At 42.4% G+C, this 24,034-nt stretch carries 19 protein-coding genes and 1 pseudogene; 2 read left to right on the top strand and 18 right to left on the bottom strand.

The features are described from left to right. Positions 1–4 precede the first annotated feature (4 nt). From rsmB to M4I42_RS10840, 10 genes are all read right to left on the bottom strand, one after another. Entirely contained in the window at positions 5–1,348 is a 1,344-nt protein-coding gene (rsmB, locus tag M4I42_RS10885; RefSeq protein WP_268852193.1) for a 16S rRNA (cytosine(967)-C(5))-methyltransferase RsmB, read from the bottom strand. Further along, positions 1,338–2,288, bottom strand: a complete 951-nt coding sequence (gene fmt, locus M4I42_RS10880) for a methionyl-tRNA formyltransferase (RefSeq protein WP_268852192.1) — start codon at positions 2,286–2,288, stop codon at positions 1,338–1,340. The genes rsmB and fmt overlap by 11 nt, the downstream gene beginning before the upstream one ends. A gap of 11 nt (positions 2,289–2,299) precedes the next feature. After that, a complete protein-coding gene (def, locus tag M4I42_RS10875) occupies positions 2,300–2,773 on the bottom strand; it encodes a peptide deformylase (protein WP_268852191.1) in 474 nt (157 codons plus the stop codon). Positions 2,774–2,788: 15 nt separating this feature from the next. Further along, positions 2,789–5,203, bottom strand: a complete 2,415-nt coding sequence (priA, locus tag M4I42_RS10870; RefSeq protein WP_268852190.1) for a primosomal protein N' — start codon at positions 5,201–5,203, stop codon at positions 2,789–2,791. Next, positions 5,200–6,396 carry a bifunctional phosphopantothenoylcysteine decarboxylase/phosphopantothenate--cysteine ligase CoaBC gene (gene coaBC / locus M4I42_RS10865; protein ID WP_268852189.1) on the bottom strand — a complete coding sequence of 399 codons (1,197 nt, stop codon included), beginning with the start codon at positions 6,394–6,396 and terminating at the stop codon, positions 5,200–5,202. Before coaBC ends, priA begins: the two co-directional genes overlap by 4 nt. Positions 6,397–6,451: 55 nt before the next feature. Then, complete coding sequence (gene rpoZ / locus M4I42_RS10860; RefSeq protein ID WP_268852200.1) at positions 6,452–6,658, bottom strand: DNA-directed RNA polymerase subunit omega; 207 nt, start codon at positions 6,656–6,658, stop codon at positions 6,452–6,454. Positions 6,659–6,660: 2 nt separating this feature from the next. Beyond that, positions 6,661–7,275, bottom strand: coding sequence for a guanylate kinase (gmk, locus tag M4I42_RS10855; RefSeq protein ID WP_268852188.1), 615 nt, complete (start codon positions 7,273–7,275; stop codon positions 6,661–6,663). A 14-nt stretch (positions 7,276–7,289) separates the two neighbouring features. Then, complete coding sequence (gene remA, locus M4I42_RS10850) at positions 7,290–7,553, bottom strand: extracellular matrix/biofilm regulator RemA (RefSeq protein ID WP_027408190.1); 264 nt, start codon at positions 7,551–7,553, stop codon at positions 7,290–7,292. A 56-nt stretch (positions 7,554–7,609) separates the two neighbouring features. Continuing rightward, positions 7,610–8,485 (bottom strand): YicC/YloC family endoribonuclease, encoded by an 876-nt coding sequence (locus M4I42_RS10845; protein WP_268852187.1) that lies wholly within the window; start codon positions 8,483–8,485, stop codon positions 7,610–7,612. 136 nt (positions 8,486–8,621) lie between these two features. After that, positions 8,622–11,312: a calcium-translocating P-type ATPase, SERCA-type gene (locus M4I42_RS10840; protein WP_268852186.1), complete on the bottom strand. Its 2,691-nt coding sequence runs from the start codon at positions 11,310–11,312 to the stop codon at positions 8,622–8,624. A 98-nt stretch (positions 11,313–11,410) separates the two neighbouring features. Between M4I42_RS10840 and M4I42_RS10835 the strand changes: the two genes are divergently transcribed. Next, the gene (locus M4I42_RS10835) at positions 11,411–13,123 is read left to right on the top strand and encodes an Rqc2 family fibronectin-binding protein (RefSeq protein ID WP_268852185.1); all 1,713 of its coding nucleotides are present in this window, start codon (positions 11,411–11,413) and stop codon (positions 13,121–13,123) included. 35 nt (positions 13,124–13,158) lie between these two features. Here M4I42_RS10835 and M4I42_RS10830 read toward each other — a convergent pair whose 3' ends face one another. From M4I42_RS10830 to M4I42_RS10795, 8 genes and pseudogenes are all read right to left on the bottom strand, one after another. Beyond that, positions 13,159–14,685, bottom strand: a complete 1,527-nt coding sequence (locus M4I42_RS10830) for a hypothetical protein (RefSeq protein ID WP_268852184.1) — start codon at positions 14,683–14,685, stop codon at positions 13,159–13,161. A 65-nt stretch (positions 14,686–14,750) separates the two neighbouring features. Continuing rightward, the gene (locus M4I42_RS10825; RefSeq protein WP_268852183.1) at positions 14,751–16,262 is read right to left on the bottom strand and encodes an AAA family ATPase; all 1,512 of its coding nucleotides are present in this window, start codon (positions 16,260–16,262) and stop codon (positions 14,751–14,753) included. A 2-nt stretch (positions 16,263–16,264) separates the two neighbouring features. Next, the gene (locus M4I42_RS10820; protein ID WP_268852182.1) at positions 16,265–17,131 is read right to left on the bottom strand and encodes a hypothetical protein; all 867 of its coding nucleotides are present in this window, start codon (positions 17,129–17,131) and stop codon (positions 16,265–16,267) included. Between the two features lie 457 nt (positions 17,132–17,588). Continuing rightward, the gene (locus M4I42_RS10815) at positions 17,589–18,419 is read right to left on the bottom strand and encodes a hypothetical protein (RefSeq protein WP_042895790.1); all 831 of its coding nucleotides are present in this window, start codon (positions 18,417–18,419) and stop codon (positions 17,589–17,591) included. Positions 18,420–18,507: 88 nt separating this feature from the next. Further along, positions 18,508–18,978, bottom strand: a complete 471-nt coding sequence (locus M4I42_RS10810; RefSeq protein ID WP_042895787.1) for a hypothetical protein — start codon at positions 18,976–18,978, stop codon at positions 18,508–18,510. 26 nt (positions 18,979–19,004) lie between these two features. Continuing rightward, positions 19,005–20,039, bottom strand: a complete 1,035-nt coding sequence (locus M4I42_RS10805; protein ID WP_052135755.1) for a hypothetical protein — start codon at positions 20,037–20,039, stop codon at positions 19,005–19,007. 27 nt (positions 20,040–20,066) lie between these two features. Further along, the gene (locus tag M4I42_RS10800; protein ID WP_268852181.1) at positions 20,067–21,629 is read right to left on the bottom strand and encodes a hypothetical protein; all 1,563 of its coding nucleotides are present in this window, start codon (positions 21,627–21,629) and stop codon (positions 20,067–20,069) included. Positions 21,630–21,823: 194 nt separating this feature from the next. Next, positions 21,824–22,794: pseudogene (locus M4I42_RS10795) on the bottom strand (helix-turn-helix transcriptional regulator). Positions 22,795–23,027: 233 nt separating this feature from the next. Here M4I42_RS10795 and M4I42_RS10790 point away from each other — a divergent pair. Next, positions 23,028–23,591 carry a hypothetical protein gene (locus M4I42_RS10790; protein ID WP_268852180.1) on the top strand — a complete coding sequence of 188 codons (564 nt, stop codon included), beginning with the start codon at positions 23,028–23,030 and terminating at the stop codon, positions 23,589–23,591. Positions 23,592–24,034: the final 443 nt, after the last annotated feature.

Here is a 24,034-nt window from a genome sequence, read left to right as displayed (position 1 = left end):
GAAGTTACACCTTCTTTCGTAATGATGCGATAAAAAATCCGTCTGAATCAAAATAATGCGGTAATAAACATAGCTGCCCGTCTTTCACGTATGGACGCACTGCTTGCGGCATCCGCTCTTTCAGCGTGTCGTCGAGTTCAAACTCCGGATGCTGCCGCAAAAATTCGGCTACTACCGCTTCGTTTTCGTCACGATCGACGGTACACGTGCTGTAAACGAGCGTGCCGCCTGCTTTTAGCAACAGTGCGACTTCTATTAAAATGTCGAGCTGTAAAGCTGCTAACGCCGGCAGATCGGCTTCGGTTTTAGCGTATTTAATATCCGGCTTGCGGCGGATCACTCCAAATCCCGAACAAGGCGCATCTACTAAAATTTTATCAAAGGATTCGCCAGTAAAATAACGCGAAACGTGCCGACTATCGAGCACTTTAGCCGTGATGTTGGAAAGCTGAAGCCGCTTCGCCTGCTCTTCGATTAATTTTACTTTATGGTCATGAATATCGAGCGATACGACTTGCCCTGTTCCGTTCATCAGTTCCGCGATATGGGTCGATTTTCCGCCAGGGGCAGCGCAACTGTCAAGCACTCGCTCATGTTCACGAGGCTTTAGCGCTCGCGCAACAAGCATGGAACTTTCGTCTTGAATCGTGAGATAACCGTCTTGAAACGTTTTCGTATGGGCTAAATTTCCTTTTTTCGCTTTCACGGCTTCTGGCGCCACTTCCCCGCGCGTCACTTCGACGCCTTCTTCCGCAAGCTTTTCCATCGCTTCCTCGACCGTTATTCTTGCCGTGTTGACGCGCGCGGTTTGTTTCGGAGGCAATAAATTCGCTTCGCACATGTTTTTCGCAGTTTCTAGGCCGTATTGTGCAATCCAGCGCTTCACAAGCCAATACGGATGGCTTGTTCCAACGGCTAAGCGCTCGGTATCATCTGCGATCGCATCAAGCGATGGAACCCCTTCACGCTGAATCGCGCGCAATACGCCGTTTACCATCGAAGCAATGCCGCGATGGCCGCGCTTTTTCGCGATTTCCACCGCCTCAAAAATGACAGCGCGGTCTGGAACACGATCTAAATACAACATTTGATACAGCGACAACCGAAGCAATATATTTACCCATGTTTGCAGTTTACGTGCCTTTTTAACAAACGGGCGTAAATAATAATCGAGCGTATCGCGGCGCTGAATCGTGCCGTAGACGATTTCCGTCAATAGTCCGATATCTTTTTCCGATAGCTGATGAGCGCGAATAAGTTGATTGAGCAACAAATGGCTATACGCTTCGTTTTCTTCGACTGCTAAAAGCGCCTCTAGCGCTACTTCTCGTACGTTTTTAGTTCTCATCGTCATCTCCTAGCTTTGTTCCAATGGTGACGCCGGCACCAAGCAAAAATTGCTCTGCGCTCATTCGTTTTTTGCCCGCCGGCTGCAATTCTGTAATTTTAATCGCTGTTTCGTTGCCAGTAGCGACAACGATGCCGTCACGGTCCGTTGCGATGATCGTTCCCGGTGCGGCGTGCCCTTGTGCGGGAATTTTTTCTCCCCACCAAATTTTCCATACTTGACCTTCGTACGTTGTATATGCTACCGGCCACGGATTTAAGCCGCGAATATGGTTGTAAATAGCTTCCCCCGTTTTCATCCAATCAATTTTTTCTTGCTCACGCTTAATGTTGTAGGCAAAGGTCGCCTTTTCTTCTTCTTGCGGGATCGGCGTAATTTTTCCTGCCAACAACAAAGGAATGGTTTCCGACAACAATTTCGCCCCAGCGATGCTTAATTTATCGTGAAGCGTGCCGACCGTATCCGTTTCTGCAATCGGCACTTCGACTTGCGTTAAAATATCGCCTGCATCTAGCTTTTCGACCATGTACATAATCGTAATGCCGGTTTTCGTTTTTCCTTGCAAAATCGCATAATGAATCGGAGCACCGCCGCGCAATTCCGGCAATAATGACGCATGGACGTTAATGCAGCCGTACGTGGGTGCTTCTAGCAACGCTTTCGGCAAAATTTGGCCGAATGCTGCGGTCACAATTAAATCCGGCTTTAACGCCAACACTTGTTCATACTGTTCTTTTTCGCGAATTTTCGTTGGCTGCAATACCGGAATTCCGTGTTTTTCCGCTTCGACTTTTACCGGTGGCGGCGTCAATTCTCTTTTGCGCCCTTTCGGTTTGTCCGGCTGTGTCACTACCCCGACGACGTCGTAGCCATCATGAATGAGCTGTTGTAGCACCGGAACTGAAAAATCCGGTGTCCCCATAAAGACGATTCGTACCATGTTTGTCTCATCTACCCTTCTAATTCTTCTGCTTCGTAATAACGAATGACTTTTGTTGTAAACAAAATGCCGTTTAAATGATCGATTTCGTGTTGCAGCGCACGCGCCAAAAAGCCAGTCGCTTCCAGCATAAAAATGCGGCCGCGTCGGTTTTGCGCGCGCACTTTCACGTACTCTGCCCGTTTTACTTCGCCAAACAATCCCGGAAAGCTTAAACATCCTTCAGGACCGATTTGCTCTCCGCGCGACTCCAAAATGACCGGATTGATCAGTTCAATTCGGCCATTTTGATCACCAATATCGACAATCGCGATTTGTTTGGCGATGCCGACTTGCGGAGCGGCTAAACCAACGCCGTCCGCTTCTAGCATCGTATCGTACATGTCATTTAATAGTTTAACAAGTTTACGGTCAAATTCGATTACTTTTTCGCAAACCGTTTCTAACACTTCTGCTGGATAGGTTACGATGTTTAGTCTCGCCAAAATGATTCCTCCAATTTACATCATCATATATGGGTTCGTGTCAATCGTCAGCTGCAACTCCCCTTGCGCGATGTCTTGCTGGTAGCGATCGATCACTGTTTTTAACACTTCGGTAAAATTAGCCTCCCGCTTGTATTTTATCATGCATTGGTAACGATATCTATCGTGGAGCCGCGCAATCGGCGAAGCGACAGGCCCAAGAATAACCGCTTCTTTCGACAATTGACCGCGCAAGTACGCCGCGATTTTTTCCGTCACCGCCACCGCTTTTGTTAGCTCTTGGTGTGAAACCGTAATGAGCGTTAAGTAGTAGAACGGCGGATACCCGTGGCGTTTGCGAGCAAGCATTTCTTTTTGATAAAACGTTTCGTAGTCGTGACGAGCAGCAAGCTCGATGCTGTAATGTTCCGGTGTATACGTTTGAATGACGACCTCTCCCGGCAGCTCGTGGCGTCCGGCTCGTCCGCTTACTTGCGTTAACAGTTGAAACGTTTTTTCGCACGCGCGAAAATCCGGGAGATGGAGCATCGTATCTGCCGTTAACACACCGACTAACGTCACTTTCGGAAAATCTAACCCTTTCGCGATCATTTGCGTGCCGAGCAAAATGTCCGCTTTCCCTTCGCCAAACGCCGACAGCAACCGCTCATGCGCCCCTTTCCGGCTCGTCGTATCAACATCCATCCGAATAACCCGCGCTTGTGGAAGAAGTTTCGTTAATTCTTCTTCCACTTTTTGCGTTCCCGTGCCAAAAAAGCGGATATGTTCGCTCTCACACGATGGACAACGATGCGCAACCGGCTCTTCATAGCCGCAGTAGTGGCATTTTAACCGTTGTTGCACCCGATGATACGTAAGCGAAATATCGCAGTGTGGACAGCGAATGACGTACCCGCAATCGCGGCACATCACAAACGTGGAATAGCCGCGCCGGTTTAAAAAGAGCACCGCTTGTTCTCCTTTATGAAGGCGGTCTTGTAATTTTTCAAATAACGTTCGCGAAAACATCGAACGGTTGCCGCTTCTCAACTCTTCGCGCATGTCGACGATGTTGACGGCCGGCAGTCCGTTTTCGTTCATGCGCTTTTTTAGCGTAAGCAGCCGATACACTCCTTTTTTGGCGCGAGCAAACGATTCAAGCGACGGAGTAGCGCTGCCGAGCACGACGGGGCATTGATGGAAGCGAGCGCGGTAAATCGCCACATCGCGGGCGTGATAGCGCGGCGTTTCTTCTTGTTTATAGCTCGCTTCATGCTCTTCATCAATAATGATCATGCCTAAGTTTTCGAATGGAGCAAAAATAGCAGAGCGAGCCCCGACAACGAGCTTGACTTCTTTCCGGTGAATTTTTCGCCACTCATCGTACTTTTCACCGATTGATAGTCCGCTGTGAAGCACGGCGACTTGTGAACCGAACCGCCCTTTAAATCGTTCCACCATTTGCGGGGTCAGCGAAATTTCTGGGACAAGAACAATCGCTTCTTTCCCGCGCTTTAACACTTCTTCAATCGCCTGCATATATACTTCCGTTTTTCCGCTGCCGGTGACGCCATACAACAAAAAGACGTGATGTTCGTTTGCGCGCACGCTTTCAACGATGGCGTTAAGCGCCTGTTGCTGTTCGTCGCTCAGCGAAAGTGGCGCTGTTTTCGCGAAGCGGCGCTGTTCATACGGATCGCGATACGTTTCGATTTCGTATTCGCGAATCATCCTTTTTTCGATGAGCGCCTTCACCGCAGCATGTGATGCTCCGCTTTGCTCAAGCGCTTCTTTCAGCGGCAAGCCGTTTTCGGCTGAAAATAACAGCGCAAGCAGCTGCTTTTGCTTGACGGCGTTAGCTGGGAGCGATTCGAGCGCTTCGTTTTGCCGCTCTTTTGGCAACGCGCAGGCGATATATTTCACCATTTTTTTCGTTCCTTTTTCTTTGACGTGGTATACCACTTCTAAATAACCGTTTTGAATATCTTTTTGCAAGCGAGATAGCACGTTTGTATGTTCAATTTCTTTCCATAAAACAGCGGTTTTATTAGCAAACAGTTGTTGAACGCTCGGATGCAGCTGCTTGCGATACGTTTCGTCCATTAGCCGAATTTCCTTTTCATATTTTGCTTTCATCGCTGCTGGGAGCATCGCCTGATAGGCGGAAATCGCAAAACAAAGCGTCGTTTCCGTTAAATATTGCCCTAGACGCAATAGTTCCTCATTTAATACTGGCGCGACATCTAAAATCGCTTCGATCGGTTTGAGCGTCTTCACCTCGGAGTGCGTTTTAATGTCGACGACAAATCCTTGCAGCTGTCTTGTGCCGAACGGAACAGCGACGCGCATGCCAACTTGCAGCACCTCTTCCCATTTCGCCGGAATTTCGTAGTCAAACGGTCGGTCGGTTTGTCGGGATGGAACATCGACAATGACAGACGCTATTTTCATTCCATCGCCTCGGCAATCACTTTTAAAATTTCTTCCGCCACCCGTTTTTTTGGCAAAAGAGGGAGAGAAATGACTGAGCCGTCCCGTTTAAAAATGGTGACAATGTTCGTATCCCCCGCAAATCCTGCACCTTCTTGCGCGACGTTGTTGGCAACGATCATATCTAAATTTTTGCTTTGTAGCTTCGCGCGCGCGTATTGTTCGACACGTTCCGTTTCTGCCGCGAATCCGACTAAAAATTGCGTCGTTTTTTGCTCACCGAGCGTTTTTAAAATGTCAATCGTCCGTTCTAGTTCAATAACTAAATCGCCCGGTTGCTTTTTCATTTTTTCCTGAAACACATGTTTCGGGCGATAATCAGCAACTGCAGCCGATTTGATGACAATGTCCACGTATGGAAACCGCTTGATCACTTCTTCATACATTTGTTGCGCCGATTCAATGCGGACGGTTTCGACGTTCGCGGGAGATGGCAAGCTCGTCGGCCCGGAAATGAGCGTCACTTCCGCCCCTAATTCAGCGGCTGCTTCCGCAATCGCGTAGCCCATTTTCCCGGTGGATCGGTTCGTGAAAAAGCGGACAGGGTCCATTTTTTCGCGCGTCGGTCCTGCGGTGACAAGCACTTTTTTTCCTTTCAAAAGCTGAGAAGAAGGCGAAAAATAATGCTCGATGGCAGCAATAATCGTTTCTGGCTCTTCTAATCTTCCTTTTCCGACATAGCCACACGCCAAATGTCCTTCCGCCGGTTCAATCAACCGATAACCAAACCGAACGAGCTTTTCGATATTTTCGCGGACAGCCGGATGGTCGTACATATGGACGTTCATGGCCGGCGCGATCCATACTGGCGCGGTTGTGGCGAGCAGTGTCGTTGTGACCATATTATCAGCAATTCCGTTCGCTAGCTTCCCGATCGTATTGGCGGTTGCTGGTGCCACAAGTACAAGATCCGCCCAGTCGGCCAAATCGATATGCGCGATCACCGCTGCCTGTTTTTCCTCAAACGTATCGATATAAACGTCATGGCGCGATAACGCTTGAAACGTCAACGGCGTCACGAACTTGCAGGCGGCTTCGCTCATGATGACTTTCACGTTCGCTCCGCGCTGCGTTAATTGGCTTGTTAAAGCGGCGGCTTTATAGACGGCAATTCCACCAGTGACACACAATAAAATATTTTTTCCTTGAATCATGCTGCGACGCTCCCCTTTCACTTTTGTAAAAAAATAACAACCTAAACTTAGGTTGTTATTTCTCTTCTTCTTTTACTAGTTCGATATGGCCTGCGGCAATTTCCTCCAACGCTTTCCCAACAAATTTTTTCGATATTGGTTTTTCAATCGTTAAATCGGCTTCATTTTCTTGCAGCTGGCGCGCCCGTTTCGCCGCAACACTCACAAGCGTATATTTGGAATCTAGTTTTTCCATTAATAAGTCGATGGAAGGATACAACATGCTCATTCAACCTCCAACATTTTTTTATAGCGTTGTGCCACGCGCTCGCGTTTGCAATGTTCTGCGATCACAATCGCTTTAATGCGTTCACACGCTAGCTCGACCCGGTCATTTTCGACGACATAGTCGTACGCATCCATCATTTCAAGCTCTTCTTTCGCTGCTTTCATGCGGTCGTTAATCAATTCTTCCGATTCGGTTCCTCTTGTCACAATGCGGTTTTTCAGCTCGCTTAAGCTCGGTGGCGCTAGGAAAATAAACAGCCCTTCTGGAAATGCCTTGCGCACTTGCAAAGCTCCTTGCACTTCGATTTCCAAAAACACGTCTTTTCCTTCTTGAAGTGTTTTTTCCACATAGTCGATCGGCGTTCCGTAATAGTTCCCAACATATTCCGCCCATTCCAACAGCTTGTTTTCACGGATCATTTGTTCAAATTCTTCGCGCGTTTTGAAGAAGTAATCGACGCCGTCCACTTCTCCTTCGCGCGGTTTTCGCGTTGTCACAGAAATCGAATAGTGCAAATTAATGTCCGGTTGAGAAAATAACGCTTTTCGTACCGTTCCTTTGCCGACGCCAGACGGTCCTGACAGTACAATTAATAATCCTCGTTCACACATAAACGCCTAAAACCCTACCCTTCTTCTGATAAGTCGTCACGCTCATATAGTCGATGCGCGACCGTTTCCGGTTGCACCGACGATAAAATCACATGATCGCTATCCATAATAATGACCGCACGCGTTCTTCTGCCGTGGGTCGCATCAATTAACTTCCCACTCTCCCGCGCATCTTGTACAATCCGCTTAATCGGAGCAGAGTCTGGATTGACAATCGAGATGATACGAGAAGCGGAAACCATATTACCGTAGCCAATATTGACTAGTTTAATCCCCACAAACATTCCACCTGCCATAAAAATTATTGTTGCCGTCACCTCATTGTAATAAACGGTTACTCTATATTTTGCACTTGTTCTTTCACCTTTTCAAGCGCGCTTTTCATTTCGACGACTTGCAAGGCGATGCGGCTGTCGTTTGCTTTCGAGCCGATCGTGTTCATTTCTCGGTTTAGTTCTTGCACTAAAAAATCGAGTTTGCGTCCGATCGGCCCCGATTGATGCAATGTATTTTCTAGCTGTTCAATATGGCTACGAATGCGCGTTAGTTCTTCATTAATATCGGCTTTTTCCGCAAACATCGCTACTTCTGTCAAAAGACGCGTTTCGTCGACCGCTCCTTGCACCCATTCGTTTATTCGTTTCATGAGCCGCGTGCGGTATTGTTCCACCACTTCAGGAGCAAACTGCCGGACGTTGCGTGCGCATTGTGCGATGACGGAAAGCTGCTCCCGAATATCATTACATAGCGCCGCACCCTCTTTTTCCCTCATTGCTTTTAGCTGCTTGGCCGCTTCTTCCGTTGCTGATAGGAGAAGCTGCTCCACCTCTTCATTTCCTGCTTCTTCCTCGACGACTTCTACTACGCCTTCGAGTTGAAACAATTGCCCTAACGTCATGCGGTCTTGTAGCGCAAAGCGAGCAGCTGCTTCTTGCAACCGTTCATAGTAGTCGCCCATCAGCTGCCAATCGACTTGCAGCTTCCGTTTCGTCCAGCCTTCCCCTTCGACCGTGATAAACACTTCCACTCTCCCTCTTTGGACGTACTGCAAAATCACTTTTTTTATTTTATCCTCAAAGATTAGCAATTGTCTAGGGAGGCGGACAGAAATTTCGCAAAAGCGGTGGTTGACAGATTTCATTTCTACCGTCATGCTGATGCGTCCATTTGTTTGTTTGCTTCGGCCGAAGCCGGTCATACTACATACCATGTTATCACATCCATTGCGTCATCTTAAAACTCCTATGACTAAAGCAGCAAAATGGTCACTCTCTTACCTACAAAACGCGGCAACGAGCCGCGAACAAAAAGAAAAGGTCATAGGAAATCTCCTATCACCTTGCATATTATAACATATTTGTCCGCGATTTTCTTGTAAAAAACGAACCGGCAAATAAAAATGTCGGTAACGCCGCTAAACCAACGATCAACATCCAATCTAATGGAGCGATCGGAACGGTATGGAATACGCTTTGCAACGGCGGATAATAAATCACAACAAGCAACAGCAAAACAGATAAAAGCACCGCACCGACAAGATATAAATTTCCAAGCGGATTGCGATCAAAAATCGAACGTTCACAGCGGCAGTCGAACACGTGAATGAGCTGGGCCATCACTAATGTGGCAAACGCCGCCGTCTGCGCGTATACAAGGTTTCCCGCGCTTCGTTCGTAAACGGTCATAAATGCGGCAAGCGTCACGAGCCCGATAATAAAGCCGCGGCTAACGATTTTCCAGCCGAGTCCACGGGCAAATACGCCTTCTTTCGGATGGCGCGGTTTTCGTTTCATGACGTTTTCTTCTGCCTGGTCAAGTCCAAGCGCCATCGCTGGCAGTCCATCGGTTACGAGATTGACCCATAAAATTTGAATCGGAACGAGCGGCAGCGGCAACGCTAACAGCATCGCAAATAACATCACTAAAATTTCGCCGACGTTCGAAGCAAGCAAGTAGCGGATAAATTTGCGAATGTTTTCGTAAATGTTTCTTCCTTCATGAATGGCTGCTTGAATCGTCGCAAAATTATCATCTAACAATACGAGCGCCGCCGATTCTTTCGCCACTTCGGTCCCCGATTTCCCCATCGCCACCCCGATATCTGCCGCTTTAATCGCTGGCGCATCGTTAACGCCGTCGCCGGTCATCGCCACGACATGCCCTTTTCGCTGCAACGCTTTCACAATTTTCAATTTATGCTCCGGTGACACGCGGGCAAATACGTAAATATCGTCGACAATTTCTTCGAGTTCATCGACGGAAAGCCGTGAGAGCGTCGCTCCGTCCATCACTTTCCCGTTGTTCGGCAAAATGCCAAGCTGCTTCGCAATCGCTCTAGCCGTTAGCACGTGATCGCCGGTAATCATCACCGTTTTAATGCCTGCTTCTTTGCATTGGTGAATGGCTTTTTTCACTTCTGGACGCGGCGGGTCGATCATCCCTTGAATGCCGACAAAAATGAGCGCTTTTTCTGCGTCTTTTTCCGTTATGATTCGTTCATGAGCTGCTAACGGACGATAAGCGATGGCAATTGTGCGCAACGCTTTATTCGCCATCGTCTGAATGACTTCTTGCACCGTTTTTCGCCAAGCGGACGTCAGTTGTTGTTCGCGCCCGTTCCAAGTGATGCGATCGCTTATTTCTAATAGTACATCCGGTGCTCCCTTTGTTACAATCCAACGCCGACCGCTGCTGTCTTTAACGATGACGGTCATCATTTTTCGTTCCGAGTCAAACGGAAATTCGTGCTCCACCGCAAATTCCGCATTAAGCCGTTCTTTTGTCAAACCGGCTTTCAGCGCCGCGACAAGCAGAGCTCCCTCGGTCGGATCGCCATCGATGTAGCGGCGATGATTTTTTTCTTTTAACTGCGCGTTGTTGCAAAGCACACCAAACGTTAATAGCTGCTGCAAAGCTGCTTCTTTTTTTTCATCCACAGGACGATCGTGTTCATAAAACTGTCCATTCGTTTCCAGCCCGGTTCCGCTGACCGTCCACGTTTTTCCGCTCGCCCATAAGTGCGTCACCGTCATCATATTTTCTGTCATCGTTCCAGTTTTGTCCGAACAAATGACGGAAGCGCAACCTAACGTTTCAACGGCTGGAAGTTTACGAACGATCGCATTTTTCTTAATCATGCGCTGTACGCCAAGCGCCAACGCGATCGTGACAATGGCCGGCAATCCTTCCGGAATAGCAGCGACCGCAAGCGACACCCCCGCCAAAAACATTTCGTACAATTCGTGTCCTTGAATCACGCCGACGACAACGACAAGAACGGTAAGCAAAAGCGCCACGACGATTAAAATTTTTCCGAGCTGTTCTAGTTTCCGCTGCAGTGGGGTCGTTACCGTTTCCGCTTCTTGAAGAAGGTTCGCGATTTGCCCCATCGCTGTTTTCATTCCGGTCGCAATGACGATGCCAACACCGCTTCCGCGCGTCACTAACGTGCCCATAAACGCCATGTTATGTAAATCGCCAATCGTTGCGTGATCATTCGCAAGCGGAGCAGCCACTTTTGCGGTCGGAACCGATTCTCCTGTAAGCGCTGATTCTTCGATTTCCAGCCCTTTTGCTTCGATTAATCGGACGTCCGCCCCGATGCGGTCACCACTAGAAAATTTGATGACATCGCCGACGACGAGTTCTTGCGACCGCACTTTCACCCATTCCCCGTCGCGCAACACGATCGCTTGCGGGGCGGACAATTGCTTCAGTGCTTCAAGCGATTTTTCAGCGCGCCGTTCTTGGAAAAAACCTAAGCATGCGTTCATGATAACAATGACGATAATGGCGATCGCATCGACATATTCGCCAAGAAAGCCAGAAATAACCGTTGCTACAAGCAATACAAGCACCATAAAATCTTGAAATTGATGGAAAAACAATAAAAGCGCCGACTGCTTTTTCGTTTCTTTTAGCTTATTATCACCGAATCGCTTCAACCGCTTTTTTGCCTCTTCTGTCGTTAATCCGGTCGCAAGGTTCGTATTCGTTTCTTTCGCTACATCGTTTGGTGCGAGCGTATGCCACTGCATGCCTTTCCCTCCTCTTCGCTTTTCTATGAAAGCTTATTCAGACATGTCCGAAAAAATGATATGATATAATGAAAATAAAAAGCAGAAAGGTGTTTCACATGTCATTTGACGGAGTGTTTACATATGCGATGGTAAAAGAATTGAAAGAAGCGCTCGAAGGAGGGCGCATTACGAAAATTTATCAGCCGTTTCCTCATGAACTTGTGTTTTATGTTCGCGCGTGCGGGCAAAATCATAAGTTGTTGCTATCGGCGCATCCGAGCTATGCGCGCGTCCATTTGACGAGCGAAGCGTACGACAACCCAGCCGATCCGCCGATGTTTTGCATGTTGTTGCGCAAACATTTGGAAGGGAGCATCATTGAATCGATTCAACAAGTCGATTTTGACCGGATCATCGTCATCGACGCAAAAGGCCGGAATGAAATCGGGGACGTATCGGTGAAGCGGTTGATCATTGAAATTATGGGCCGTCATAGCAACATCCTTTTAATCGATAAACAAATGAATACGATCATTGACAGCATTAAACATCTTTCCCCAGCGGTCAACCGTTACCGGACGGTCTTGCCTGGCTATCCGTACGTTGCACCGCCGTCGCACGAGAAGTTGAATCCACTCTTCGCGACAGAAGAAACGGTGATGAAAAAACTCGATTTTCATGCGGGGAAACTGGCCGATCAGCTCGTCGCTGCTTTTGCTGGCGTTTCACCGCTCTTTGCAAAGGAAGCCGTCTTTCGCGCCGGGCTGGCCAACCGGACAACGTTGCCGAAAAGTTTTATCGCTTTAATCGAAGAAGTGCGAAACAGTCAGTTTACACCTTCTATTTATACAAACGGGCAAAAAGAATGGTTTTACGCGCTGCCGCTTATGCATTTGCAGGCAGAGGCGAAAACGTTTCGTACGCTAAGCGAAATGCTTGACCGCTTTTATTTCGGCAAGGCCGAACGCGACCGCGTGAAACAGCAGGCGCATGATTTAGAGCGGTTTGTTGTGAACGAAAAAGCAAAAAATGAGAAAAAGCTGTTAAAGTTGGAACAAACGTTAGAAGAAGCAAAGCAAGCAGAACAATATCGGCTATATGGCGAATTGTTAACCGCGAATCTTTATGCGGCTCAGCGAGGAATGAGCGAAATCGAAGTCGTCAACTATTACGACGAAAACGGTGCGACGGTCACGATTCCGCTTGATAAACAAAAATCGCCGTCGGAAAATGCGCAAAGCTATTTTCAAAAATACCAAAAAGCGAAAAACTCGCTCGCCATCGTGCAGCAACAAATCGAGCGAACGAAAGAAGAAATCGTGTATTTCGATACGCTATTGCAGCAGCTTGAAACGGCCGCTCCGAAAGATATCGAAGAAATTCGCGACGAATTGATGGAACAAGGCTATTTGCGGGCGCGAGCGACAAAACAGAAAAAACAAAAGATGCGCTCGATTGAACTCGAGCGCTATGTATCAAGCGACGGCACGGAAATTCTCGTCGGCAAAAACAATAAACAAAACGACTATTTAACAAACAAACTCGCAAGCAAAGACGACATTTGGCTCCATACGAAAGACATTCCAGGCTCGCACGTCGTCATCCGCAGCAAAAATCCGTCGGAACAAACGATTATCGAAGCCGCGAATTTAGCTGCTTACTTCAGCAAAGCGCGGCACTCCAGCTCCGTTCCGGTCGACTATACGCGCGTTCGCTACGTCAAAAAACCGAGCGGCGCCAAACCAGGCTTTGTCATTTACGAAAACCAACAGACGATTTATGTCACACCGGATGAGGAGTTGGTTGTGAGGATGAAAAAACCCGTCTAGGTAGGCGGGTTTTTTTCGTTGAATTGGTTTCTGTTTTACCAAGCGAACCATCTACTGGCAAAACTTTTTACACCATTCCAAACATTTTCCACTCCCGAAGCTACAGTACTTCCAACTTCTTTTACAATTTCTCTCGCTTTATTTCTGATTTTTTGATGAGTTTTCACTATAGTTTCTCCAACTTTTGAACCAGCAATATATCCAACCTTTCCACCGACAAAACCACCAACAGCTGCTCCAACTGGACCAAACACAGATCCAACAGTTTCTCCGATTAACGCGCCTTCAGTCCTTGCTGCAATACCAGCTACCGTTGCGACAGTCGTTTGCTTCATTTTTTCAAAGCCTTCCCTTAGTGTCATTTCACCTGTTGCTACTTTTCCTAATATTTTAATATTTTCAATGGCGATATATGCTATATTAGCGATTGTTCCAGCTGGAGTTCCTTTTGGAATAACTGTTACTACTCCTTTTTCGACAGCGACTTTTAAAGCCCCTGCCGTCGCAGCTTTAATGCCAAAATCCGCGCCAGTCATTAATGCTTGTTCAACGACTTCTTCTGATTTTATTTCTTCACCATTATATACTTTCTTTGCAAGTTCAATCCCTGCCCCAATAGCAACTCCTTGTATCGCCGCATATCCAGCTTGTTTTCCAATCCCAATCGCAAGATCTTTGCTTTTATATTCGTTCCAATTTAAGTCGTTCCATCTGCCGCTTTGAGCTTCTTTTTGCAATTCTTTTGCTCTTATTTTTTCTAAAGGTTCACTTTTGATTTCTCCTGATCCAATGGATGCTACAACTGTTTTATTTGGAAAAGCTTTTTGAACTTCTTCCACTTGTTCTGCAGGAACGAGTAATCGTTGATTATTATAATTCCCTTCATTAATCATTCTTATCGTATCTTCAGCTGTTTTTCCATACTTTGCCTGATACCTTTCAACGATTTTTCTTGTTCTATCTTTTATCGCAATATCAACAGAGTTTTTACCATACGTTTGCCCATCTTTAGGAGGAAGCACTTCTGCTCGATACTCACTTCCCTTAACTGCTGCTTTCAAGTTAAAAGAATTCACATGATGTTGCTCTGCAATAAATCCATCTAAGTTAAAATTTTGACTAACGACTCCATTTTTAGTCATTATTGTGTTGTACATTGATTGATTGGCATTTTTAATAGCTTCATCCAACGTGTGAAGATATTCGGCTGTTTGTGCAGTAGTAAAATGGGAAGTCGATTGCTTGAGTTGGTTTGCAAACCAACTCTCTTTACTGTGACCATTTTTTATCGCTTCTTGTAGAGACATTTTGCTACTCTCATTTACTTTGAGCGTTTTAACAATCTCTTTACTAATTTCCTCTATCTCTGTAACGGGCTTTTCAGGAAGGCTATTTTTTAATTCCATCCTAAGCCATTCTTCGACATCCATTTTATCTTTATGATTAATATAGCTTTCTATGAATTTCTGTTGTAAAATTTGCAGCTCCTTCGCCTCATCTTCAGGCAATATTTGTGTATTTTCGAAACCAGTAATAAATTCTGCTGTTTTCATTTTGTTCATATTCGTCGTCCCTTTCTCAACGAACTTATCAGAAATTGTTCCATAGCGATTTGTTCTCCCGCGGATTATTTCTCAATATTATCATTTATTTTACTTGCCGGTTTTATATCAATTTTACTAATTTCTTGTTTGATTTGATCGATCTTATCCTTTAAAGTGCTTGAAATCGGTTTTGTATCTCTAGCGGCCTGTATTAAATCTTCAGTTGTTATTTTATCTTTACCGTTAATAAATGCAGATTCGATGGCTTCTTTTACAACAGATTCTAAATCTGCCCCGTTAAATCCTTTCGTTTCTTTTATTAAAGCAATTGTGTCTATATCTTTATGCCATTTGTTTCTTTTCTTAAGATGAATTTCAATGATCTTTCTTCGTTCCTCATCGTTCGGTAAATCGACGAAAAACAATTCATCGAATCTCCCTTTTCTCAAAAATTCAGGAGGTATTCTTGAAATATCGTTCGCTGTGGCAACGATAAAAACAGTATTTTCTTTTTCTTGCATCCACGTAAGAAAATGACCAAACAATCTCGTCGTGACATCATTTCCCCCACCTTCACTACCAACACCAGAAAACGCTTTTTCAATTTCGTCAATCCAAAGAACACATGGGCTGATCGCTTCTGCTAATTGCAATGCTTTTCTCATATTTTCTTCCGATTCGCCAACATATTTACCAAGAAGCCTACCGACATCAAGCCGTACGAGCGGCACTTCAAACAATCTAGCCGTCGCTTTTGCCGTTAAACTTTTACCGCAACCTGGCATACCAATAATCATGATTCCTTTTGGAACATCCACTCCAAACTTAATCGCTTTATCTAAGTGGTTAAACACTTTCGCCTTTCGATAAAGCCATGCCTTTAAATTTTCCAAACCGCCAATGCCTTCTATACTCTCTTTAAAATTAACCATCTCCAACATTCCTGATTTTTTAATAAGCTGTTCTTTTTCTTGAAGTATTAAATACTTGTCTTCCTCATCAATATATCCGCCATCTTGATAGGCTAAATTTAAGATTTGGTTTATTTGAAATTCATTTAGTCCTCTAAATGATAAGGCGATATCGTTTAGTACTTCTTCTTCCACTTGAATATCTAAACTTTTAGTAAAATTTATGACTAATTCAACAATCTCTTTATGTGTAGGTAGTGGAACATCAAATACAGTGATATAATTTTCTAATTCACATGGAATGGTCAACTTGCTAGACACTATAAATATCGTAGCGTTGTAATTTTCACGATACAAATTATCTTCACATATTCTTTTCAGTAACGCTATAACTTTAGGATCTTCCAAAAAATTATGTACATCTTTAAGCACAATAAAAGTTTGCTTTTCGTATCCTTCATCCATAATATTTATTAAAAATTTTTCCAAACTACATTCCATCAATGGGCTTGTCGTCTCAAAATCTACGATTCCTAACGCATTGTTATATTCGACAATATTGACACCTTGTCCAATCTTCAAAATCAAATCATCAATTACTTTAAAATCAAAATGATTGATATATATAATCGGACGTAAAGCATCGACATATGAAGCTAAAAGATGTTCTGCATTTTTCCTCATCTTCACACCTCCATGTACAGAAGTTCATGATTAGCATTTCTGCTTTTATAATCAATTCCATCTAAAATAACAAAAGCGCCATTAATATCGCTCGAAGATAATTCCTCTCCAAATTTTCCGGCATTCCGCACGTAATTACCGTTTTCCATTCTTATAATCATATATTTTTTTCCTTGTGGCTCTATATCTTTCCAATAAGCTTCTGTATCGCCTTTAAAAATTTTTAATTCTTCTCCTATTTTTTCTTTTAACCAGCTTCTATTTTGTATAAAGTTGTTCAGTTCCTCATGGATGTAACATTCACTATCTAAAAAATAACTTCGCATCCCATCATTCATCAAAATTGCAAAAACAGCTAAAGGGGCTTGTTCAATTAAAGTTTCATACAAATCCTTGTAATTTAAATTAAAAAGTCCCATATAATTTTTTTCTATTTCTTGTATATTCGCTTTAATTTTCGGCATATTATCTTTATTTTCGATGATATCCATAATTACTGAGTCGTAACCTACGTGATAATCATCGATAATGCTTTTAACTTGATAATTCGCCTTTTTATATTCCTCAAGTAACTCTGCTTGCTCGTTTACATACTCTAAAATTGCAATGCTTTCTTTTATTTTGTCATCATCACATTCCATCTCAAAAATCTTAATAAGTTGTTGAATGATCTCAGTATTACTATGAGCTGTTATACTATTGACTTTATTAAGATAGTCATTATATCCCCTAACAGAGAGCCATCTTTGTAGCAACCCATTTTTATATACATCTAGCATATCCTCAATTGAAAAATTATTTTTTAAATCATCAATATTTCTTACTGGTTGATTATCTAAAATGAGATTGAATTTGATCGTTTTAGCCATGTCTCTCCCTCCATAAATTTGACAATTATACCATTTTCCACTGTGTTACAACGATTCTATATACCACCATAAGACAATATCTCATCAACATTCGTTTTCTTACGTTGATGATACGTTTTTTATATCATAGTGATCTATCGTCAAACATGATAAATATGTCTAAAGGCCTCTCGAAAAATTTCCTACAGGAGAATTCTTCGAGAAACTCCTCCTCTTGTTTCTATAGGTAATGATGTCTTCTATGTCAAAAGCTAGCTTCCCAACAAACTTTACAACATAAATATAAAATCAAAAACTGTTTCATCCAAAAATTCATATATTTTATACATGCTTCACTTAATGGAATTTTTATTTTGAGTTGTCCATCATGTCAAATTAATACGAATAGTCTATACATTGTAATTTATAGGACAGCGAGGGAATGTTGATTTACTCACAATTCCCTCACTTCACCATTTTACTGTTGAGCAATGCTTACTTCGAATTGGAATGGCTCAATATTAATATCATAGTTTTCAGAACTTCCTTCAAAATAAAATTTAATTACTTGTTCATTTGCATCGATAGCCGGAAAAGGAATAATTGCTTCTACATTTGTTTTTGGTAAAATATCTGTCGGAATTTCAGGATATCCTGCCTCAAAGTTATCCGCTTTCTCATGTTGTGTATTACCTACTAAAAGCTTTGCATTATGCTCCCAGAAATTAATTTTGGCATTGCTCTGGTTTGAAATCGTAACATACGCTCTTGTTTCATCTTCTGCAATCTCTACTTTATTCAATTTTACGATATAACCATGCTGATTGATTTCTTTATTTACTTCAATAGTTTTAATTGGTTTGGAGAACGTCGTTACATAATCTGTCTTTTCCACTTTTTCTGCGTCAATAATTGGAGCAGTAACTTTTCCACCTAGTGCGTTTTCACCTTCAAATGATTCTCTAACAGTTCCAACTACATGAATGATGTCTTCATTTTTCACATCAGTCTTCGGGTCAGCTACAACAATCACATTCTGTTCGCTATTTTTTGGATCAGCAAATGCTTGAATGTAAATTCCATCATCATCCTTCTCTGGTTCAACAAAAATTTTAGCGTAAAAATCCACTTTAGAGCCCTTATACTTATCTGGGTTAGAAATCATTTTAGTAAATTCTTCTTTTGACAATGGTTCTTTCGATTCTTGTTTTTTGTCGTCATTTTTGCTGGTGGATGATTGTTCGGATGAGCAACCAGCTGCTACAAGCAACAATCCAAATGCGAAAAATAAAGATAAAAGTTTTCTCATGTTTATCGTTTCTCACTTCGAAAAGTAAAATCCAACTTAAAGATTCCCCATCCAACATGATTTATCCCTAATAGTAGAATTGATAAGCCTACCACTCTAATTTAAGATTATCATACTCGTCTGCTATTTCTTTCATTGCATCAATCAGATCACATAATACCTCTAAATTAAACCATGGGTGATCAATAATTTTACAATCATCATATTTCGTGTATATTTTAAGTACAGGCTTACTTTCAAGCGTATCATAAAATACAAAATCAATATCAGAGTATTGAACACTAAATTTTGAGTGTTTATTTAATGATGACTTTACATATATTCCATCAGTAGATAAAACAAATCCTGATTTACCTTCACCGAAGGAACTATCACTAAATAAGATAATGATATCCCTCCACTTTACTCTATTATCGCATATCTTTTCAGCTGCTCTACTAAGATATTTAACTGAATACTCATTACTTGGATCGTTTCCCATTGAATAACCACTCCAGATACCAGAACCACTGGTTATTTCTTCCTCTTTTTCAATCATTCTTCGTTTCTTATCGTCCATTTTTATAACCTCCTCAACATTTTAACCTACATACGCTCAATCATCTGTAAATAACGATTTCCATCTTCCAATACTCTATTTGTTGCCTCTTCTAATTCTCCATTTTCCTTTAACAAAGAAGTATCAAGCACGGTCTTTATTGTTTGGGCTAATTGTACGCATCTATATATGTCCTGTTGTTCAGCTAAACTATAATTATTCCAATCAACTCCTCGATTATTAATTGTAACTTTCATTTTAGATACATAATTTACAAAATAAGTATCGAGTTTTTGTAATAACTCCGTGAGCTGATTTGCTCTAATAAATATCCCCTTTAATGCAACCCCAATATTTTTTGCCTGCTCCTTGAATGCCTTGGCTTTATCATAGTTTGCATAAGAATCATTTAACGCTTTACGAGCTTGACTTGCAAAAATACTTCCACCAACTGCAAGTGCTGGTCCTACAACAAGCCCACCTAAAACGATCATTCCTCCCATCATACCAAAACCACCAGCTGTAAGTGCCCCACCACCAAGCCAAGCTAATGTTGCATTTGTAGCAGCTGCTCCCGAAAGAGTTCCAAGTGCTGTACCTGTTGTAGATGTAACAATTAAACCGCCTAAGCCGCTCATAACAGCGCTATATGTACCATAAGCAAGTAATGCACCAGATCCAACAGCGGCAAGACCGTTAACCGCGACTTGCTTGGCTTCAAAAGTAGCTTCTTTTAATTGCCTGAAACTTTCACTCGATGGGTTAAAATTCCTTAACTCGTCAATTCCTTGACTATTTTTTAAATTAATATTCTTAATTTTTTCGAAGCTTGTTACAAAGTCATGCATAGATGTGGTAAGCAATCGTATTTTCTCATGTCCCAGAGCCTCTATAGCTCCTTTTGTCTTATCTTTAGCCATAGCAATAAAATCTTCTGCTTCTTTAGCTATTGCTTTTGCAGCTTCATTTACTTTTTTGGCTTCATTCATATTTCTTTTGGCCTCAATTCCGTCTTTAAGACCCTTTGCTGCAGTAGATGCTGCAATTCCTCCTAAAATAATTGGTATAAGCGGTAATGGCATAAATATCTACTCCCCTCTATAAAATTATTAAAATTCAAGTGCTATATTTTGATTGAGCATAAAATTATTAAACTCATCAAAATTTTTAAACTGTAAGGCTTTTCCCATCTCTAGTGCTATTTTATTTAGCCCTTCAGTAAATTGTTCTAAATTATCGTTCTTAATAGCTAAATCTATAAGTTGAAAACTCTGCTGAAAGAGTATTTCTCGATTGCTGTAAAATTCATTTATCATTTTTTCTAATATTCTACGTTGAGAATTCATTGACTCAATTGCAGCTGTAGCAATAGCATGAACCCTCACACGACGCTCTACAGAAATTTGTTCTTCATGTAACACTTGCATTGCAGCACCATATATTGTTGAAGATGTTATATATCCAATCATTGCACCTATAGCTGTCCCTACCCCTGGAAAGATAGCTGTCCCAATTGCTCCTCCCCAGCTTGCTGCAATAGCCCCTGTACCTTTTTCACCCAACTCTTCAACTAATTGAATTGCATCTATCTCTCCATTTGCATATCGTATTAACGATTTTCCTACTTGGACACCTACCGTAGCAATTGTTGCAGGCAAATTAGTCTTGGATAAATTTACAAAGATACTATTCTTGCTTGAAGCCATAAAACCTCTTATTGCGGTATCACTCGCACCAATAATATAAGCACTTGTACTTCCTCCTACCGTATCTATAGCAACATCTTTTAATGCATCCTTAATTTCTTTTTCCCCTCTCATTACACAAACAATATTTTTTGATGTAGAAATTGCCGCTGAAATAACTGCTACGGCTTTTGCTTGCTCTACTCCGGAATGATGGGCAGTCTTAGCAACATATTTAGCAGTAGCCAATTTAGGATGTTCTCTTAAAAACATTGCTTCTCGAGAACTTATCCCACTGTCTGTAATATCCTTTGCTGCCTGCCTATATTTTTTGGCTTTATCCTCAAGCATTTTAGCTTTTTCTAAATTCCCATTTGTACGAAATTCTTTTGCTTTGGCACTTAACTTTTCTGATTGTTCTTGTGCATATTTTTTTGCTAACTCATATTGTTCAGAAGGAACAAGAACTTTATTTCCCCTATATCTATCCCAATCTTTACTTACTAATTTTCTAACAAGTTTTTCTGAACTTTTTTGTATTTGTTCTTGAGTTTGATAACCTCCACAAAATTTCATCTGTGCACTCCATAGAGGTTGATTTGCGTTTACTATTGGGTTTCCATCTACATCCACTGCTAAAATATCAAACTGAGTATGATTCCCGAGACCAACATCATTTGATCTACTTACTCGAGTATTTTTCCTGTTAATTATATTATCTGCATTTGTTTTATCGACATAATGGATTTCTGCAGCGAATCCAGCTTGCTGTTTAAGGTTCTGATATTCAAAATTAGGATTGACATTGGATTCTGCTACTTGTTTAAGACCCTTTTTAATTATGTGTCCGTCAGCTGAAACATTACCCTTGTAACCCTTAATATATTCAGCCGCTGCTCTACCATACCTTTCAACATTCTCAGTTGTTGCCCCAATGACCGAATCAATAAGTCCGCTATGATCTTTTTTCTTATTTTTTTCATTCATAGATAATTCCCCTTCATTTACTATCTATAATCTATTTCGTACAATCGGCTATTCCTTCATTCTTTAAGTCCTTCTATTTCATGAGTTTATGCACTTATAAGGAAACAGGTCGTACACTTGCATACATCATTATTCACCTTTGAATTCAAAATTTTATTAGGGAAATGTCAACCACATTGATAATTCTTGAAACCTTATGTGTAATTTTCCAACATCTTCTCAATCGTCTCCCTCATCTCCTCGCGAAATTCTTCCGGCTTGATTACCTCCAAATATTGCGCCTGGCTTAACAGCCACATCTTAATGCCGAGTCCGTAAACTTCTGCTTCAATGACCGATACTTGTCCATCTGTTTCAACGACTTTTGCGGTGGGCAGGCGATCTAAAATCGCTTGCAGAGAAGGTCCCCAAAACCGAAACGTAATTTTCATTAGTTCCCCCGCATGCATAAATTGCACTCGTTTGCGAAATTCTCCTTCTTCAAACCGATTTTTATAATCGGATTGGAAATGCTCATTCGTAACGGTGTAACGAACAATGCGATCGATGCGATAAATCGTTGGAAAATCAAAGTCATAGTCTATAAGAAAAGCGATTAAGTAAAAGTAATATTCCGAGAAAACGATTCCGACAGGTTTTAACTTCCTTGTGATTGGCGAATCTTCCCCTTCTTTTTTGTAATCGATGACGATCGCCCGTTTTGTGTGCACCGCACGACTTAAATCCCAAATCGTCTGAATGAGCGGTTGATCATGCTGCAAAGAAACATAGTGAAAATGTTCATTGCGGATGACATCTTGAATAAAGCGTTGATTTTGCGGGTGTGATTGAAAAATAAGTTTTTTTAATAGCCGATCCATTTCTGTCTTTTTTAATGCGCGGCTTTCAAGTAATATTTTGGAAATCACAAGAATTTCTTCGTTTGTTAGCCAGTCATCCTCACTCTTCTTTAATACGTAACCATTTTTCTTTCGGTCATACTCCAACGTTATAAAATCGTGAAACGTGTCAGCAACGTATGTACGCAACTCATCAATATCACGTTGAATGGTTTTTTCGTTGACGTCAAATCGTTCTGCCTCATTTTTTTCGAAATCACTTCTCCACGTCGAAGCCTCTCATAGATTGACAAAATCCGTAGCGGCTTCGATTGTTGTTCATCCACATCCATCCCCCCATTGCCTCAACACCATACAACCATTCATGTTTACTACTACCGTCCTAAAATGGTGCTATAACCATGTTCGACAATATATTACCATTTTTACTTGGACATTATATGTACTTCAAGAAAAATTTTAAAGTTTTTTCTTACATTTTTTTAATGATAGAAAACTTGGATGCTGGATTATAACGATAAACAGATGCTATAATAATACGATAGAAGGAGGTGAAAACATGGACGAAGTATTGCACCGTATTTTTAACGAATTGACGTTTTTACGTGAAAACATGGCCACCAAAGACGATATCGCTGCCATGGACAAGCGTATCAGCCATATCGAGCAAACGATGGCGACGAAAGACGATATTGTCGCTGTAAGCAAACGAATCGAACACATTGAACACACAATGGCAACGAAAGAGGACGTTGTTGCGCTAAAAGAGGATATTCAATCTCTAGAAAGTCGTGTGAGCCACATCGAACAAACAATGGCGACGAAAGAGGATGTGGCTGCGCTAAAAGAGGATATTCGGGCTCTAGAAGGTCGCGTGAACCGCATCGAACAAACGATGGCAACGAAAGAAGATGTGGCAGACATTCCATTTATTAAACAAGCGGTGATGGAAACGTTAGAAGCCATTAACGAAATCCCAGCCATGAAACAAACCCTCGCCGAAGCGCTACGAAAACTAGACGATGTCATCGCCAGCCAAGCGCGGCAAGAGCTCGTTCTTCAATCACTCGCATTTCGCTCACTAGAACAAGAAAATGAAATTCGCGCATTAAAAGCTAAATAATCTGTCCATGCAACAACAGTACTCCTCATCGCAATCATAAATCCATGAGAAGCATAAAAAAGATCCCCACTTCAACGAGTGAAAGGAGTAAGTGGGGGAGGAATGCGCTTTTTCTATACCCTTTACTTTTAAAACTAATTGAAATATAATAAAGGAAAAAGAGTATAATCAACATGAAATTCACATATATTTTATTTAGTGAGTTATGGTTATCATAGCTTATGGGTACAACCGTATAGACCGAAGTGGTCGGTCACCAGTTAGGCAAAAGTAATCCACCTAAAGCTTGGCGGCAGGGTGGATTACTATTTTTTTGAAGTCATTTTGTCAACGATAGTAATCACCAATGTGATGAGCAAGACCATAAACGTTGCCGTTTCTACGTCGAAATTGCTCTTCATGGTCACACCCCCTTTCTGTAGGGGATAGGGTGTGACCAACCA

The sequence above is a fragment of the Anoxybacillus sp. J5B_2022 genome (assembly GCF_026847645.1).
GTDB lineage: Bacteria > Bacillota > Bacilli > Bacillales > Anoxybacillaceae > Anoxybacteroides.
Note: the sequence above shows the minus strand (reverse complement) of the source record. Positions and strands in the feature narration are given on the sequence as shown.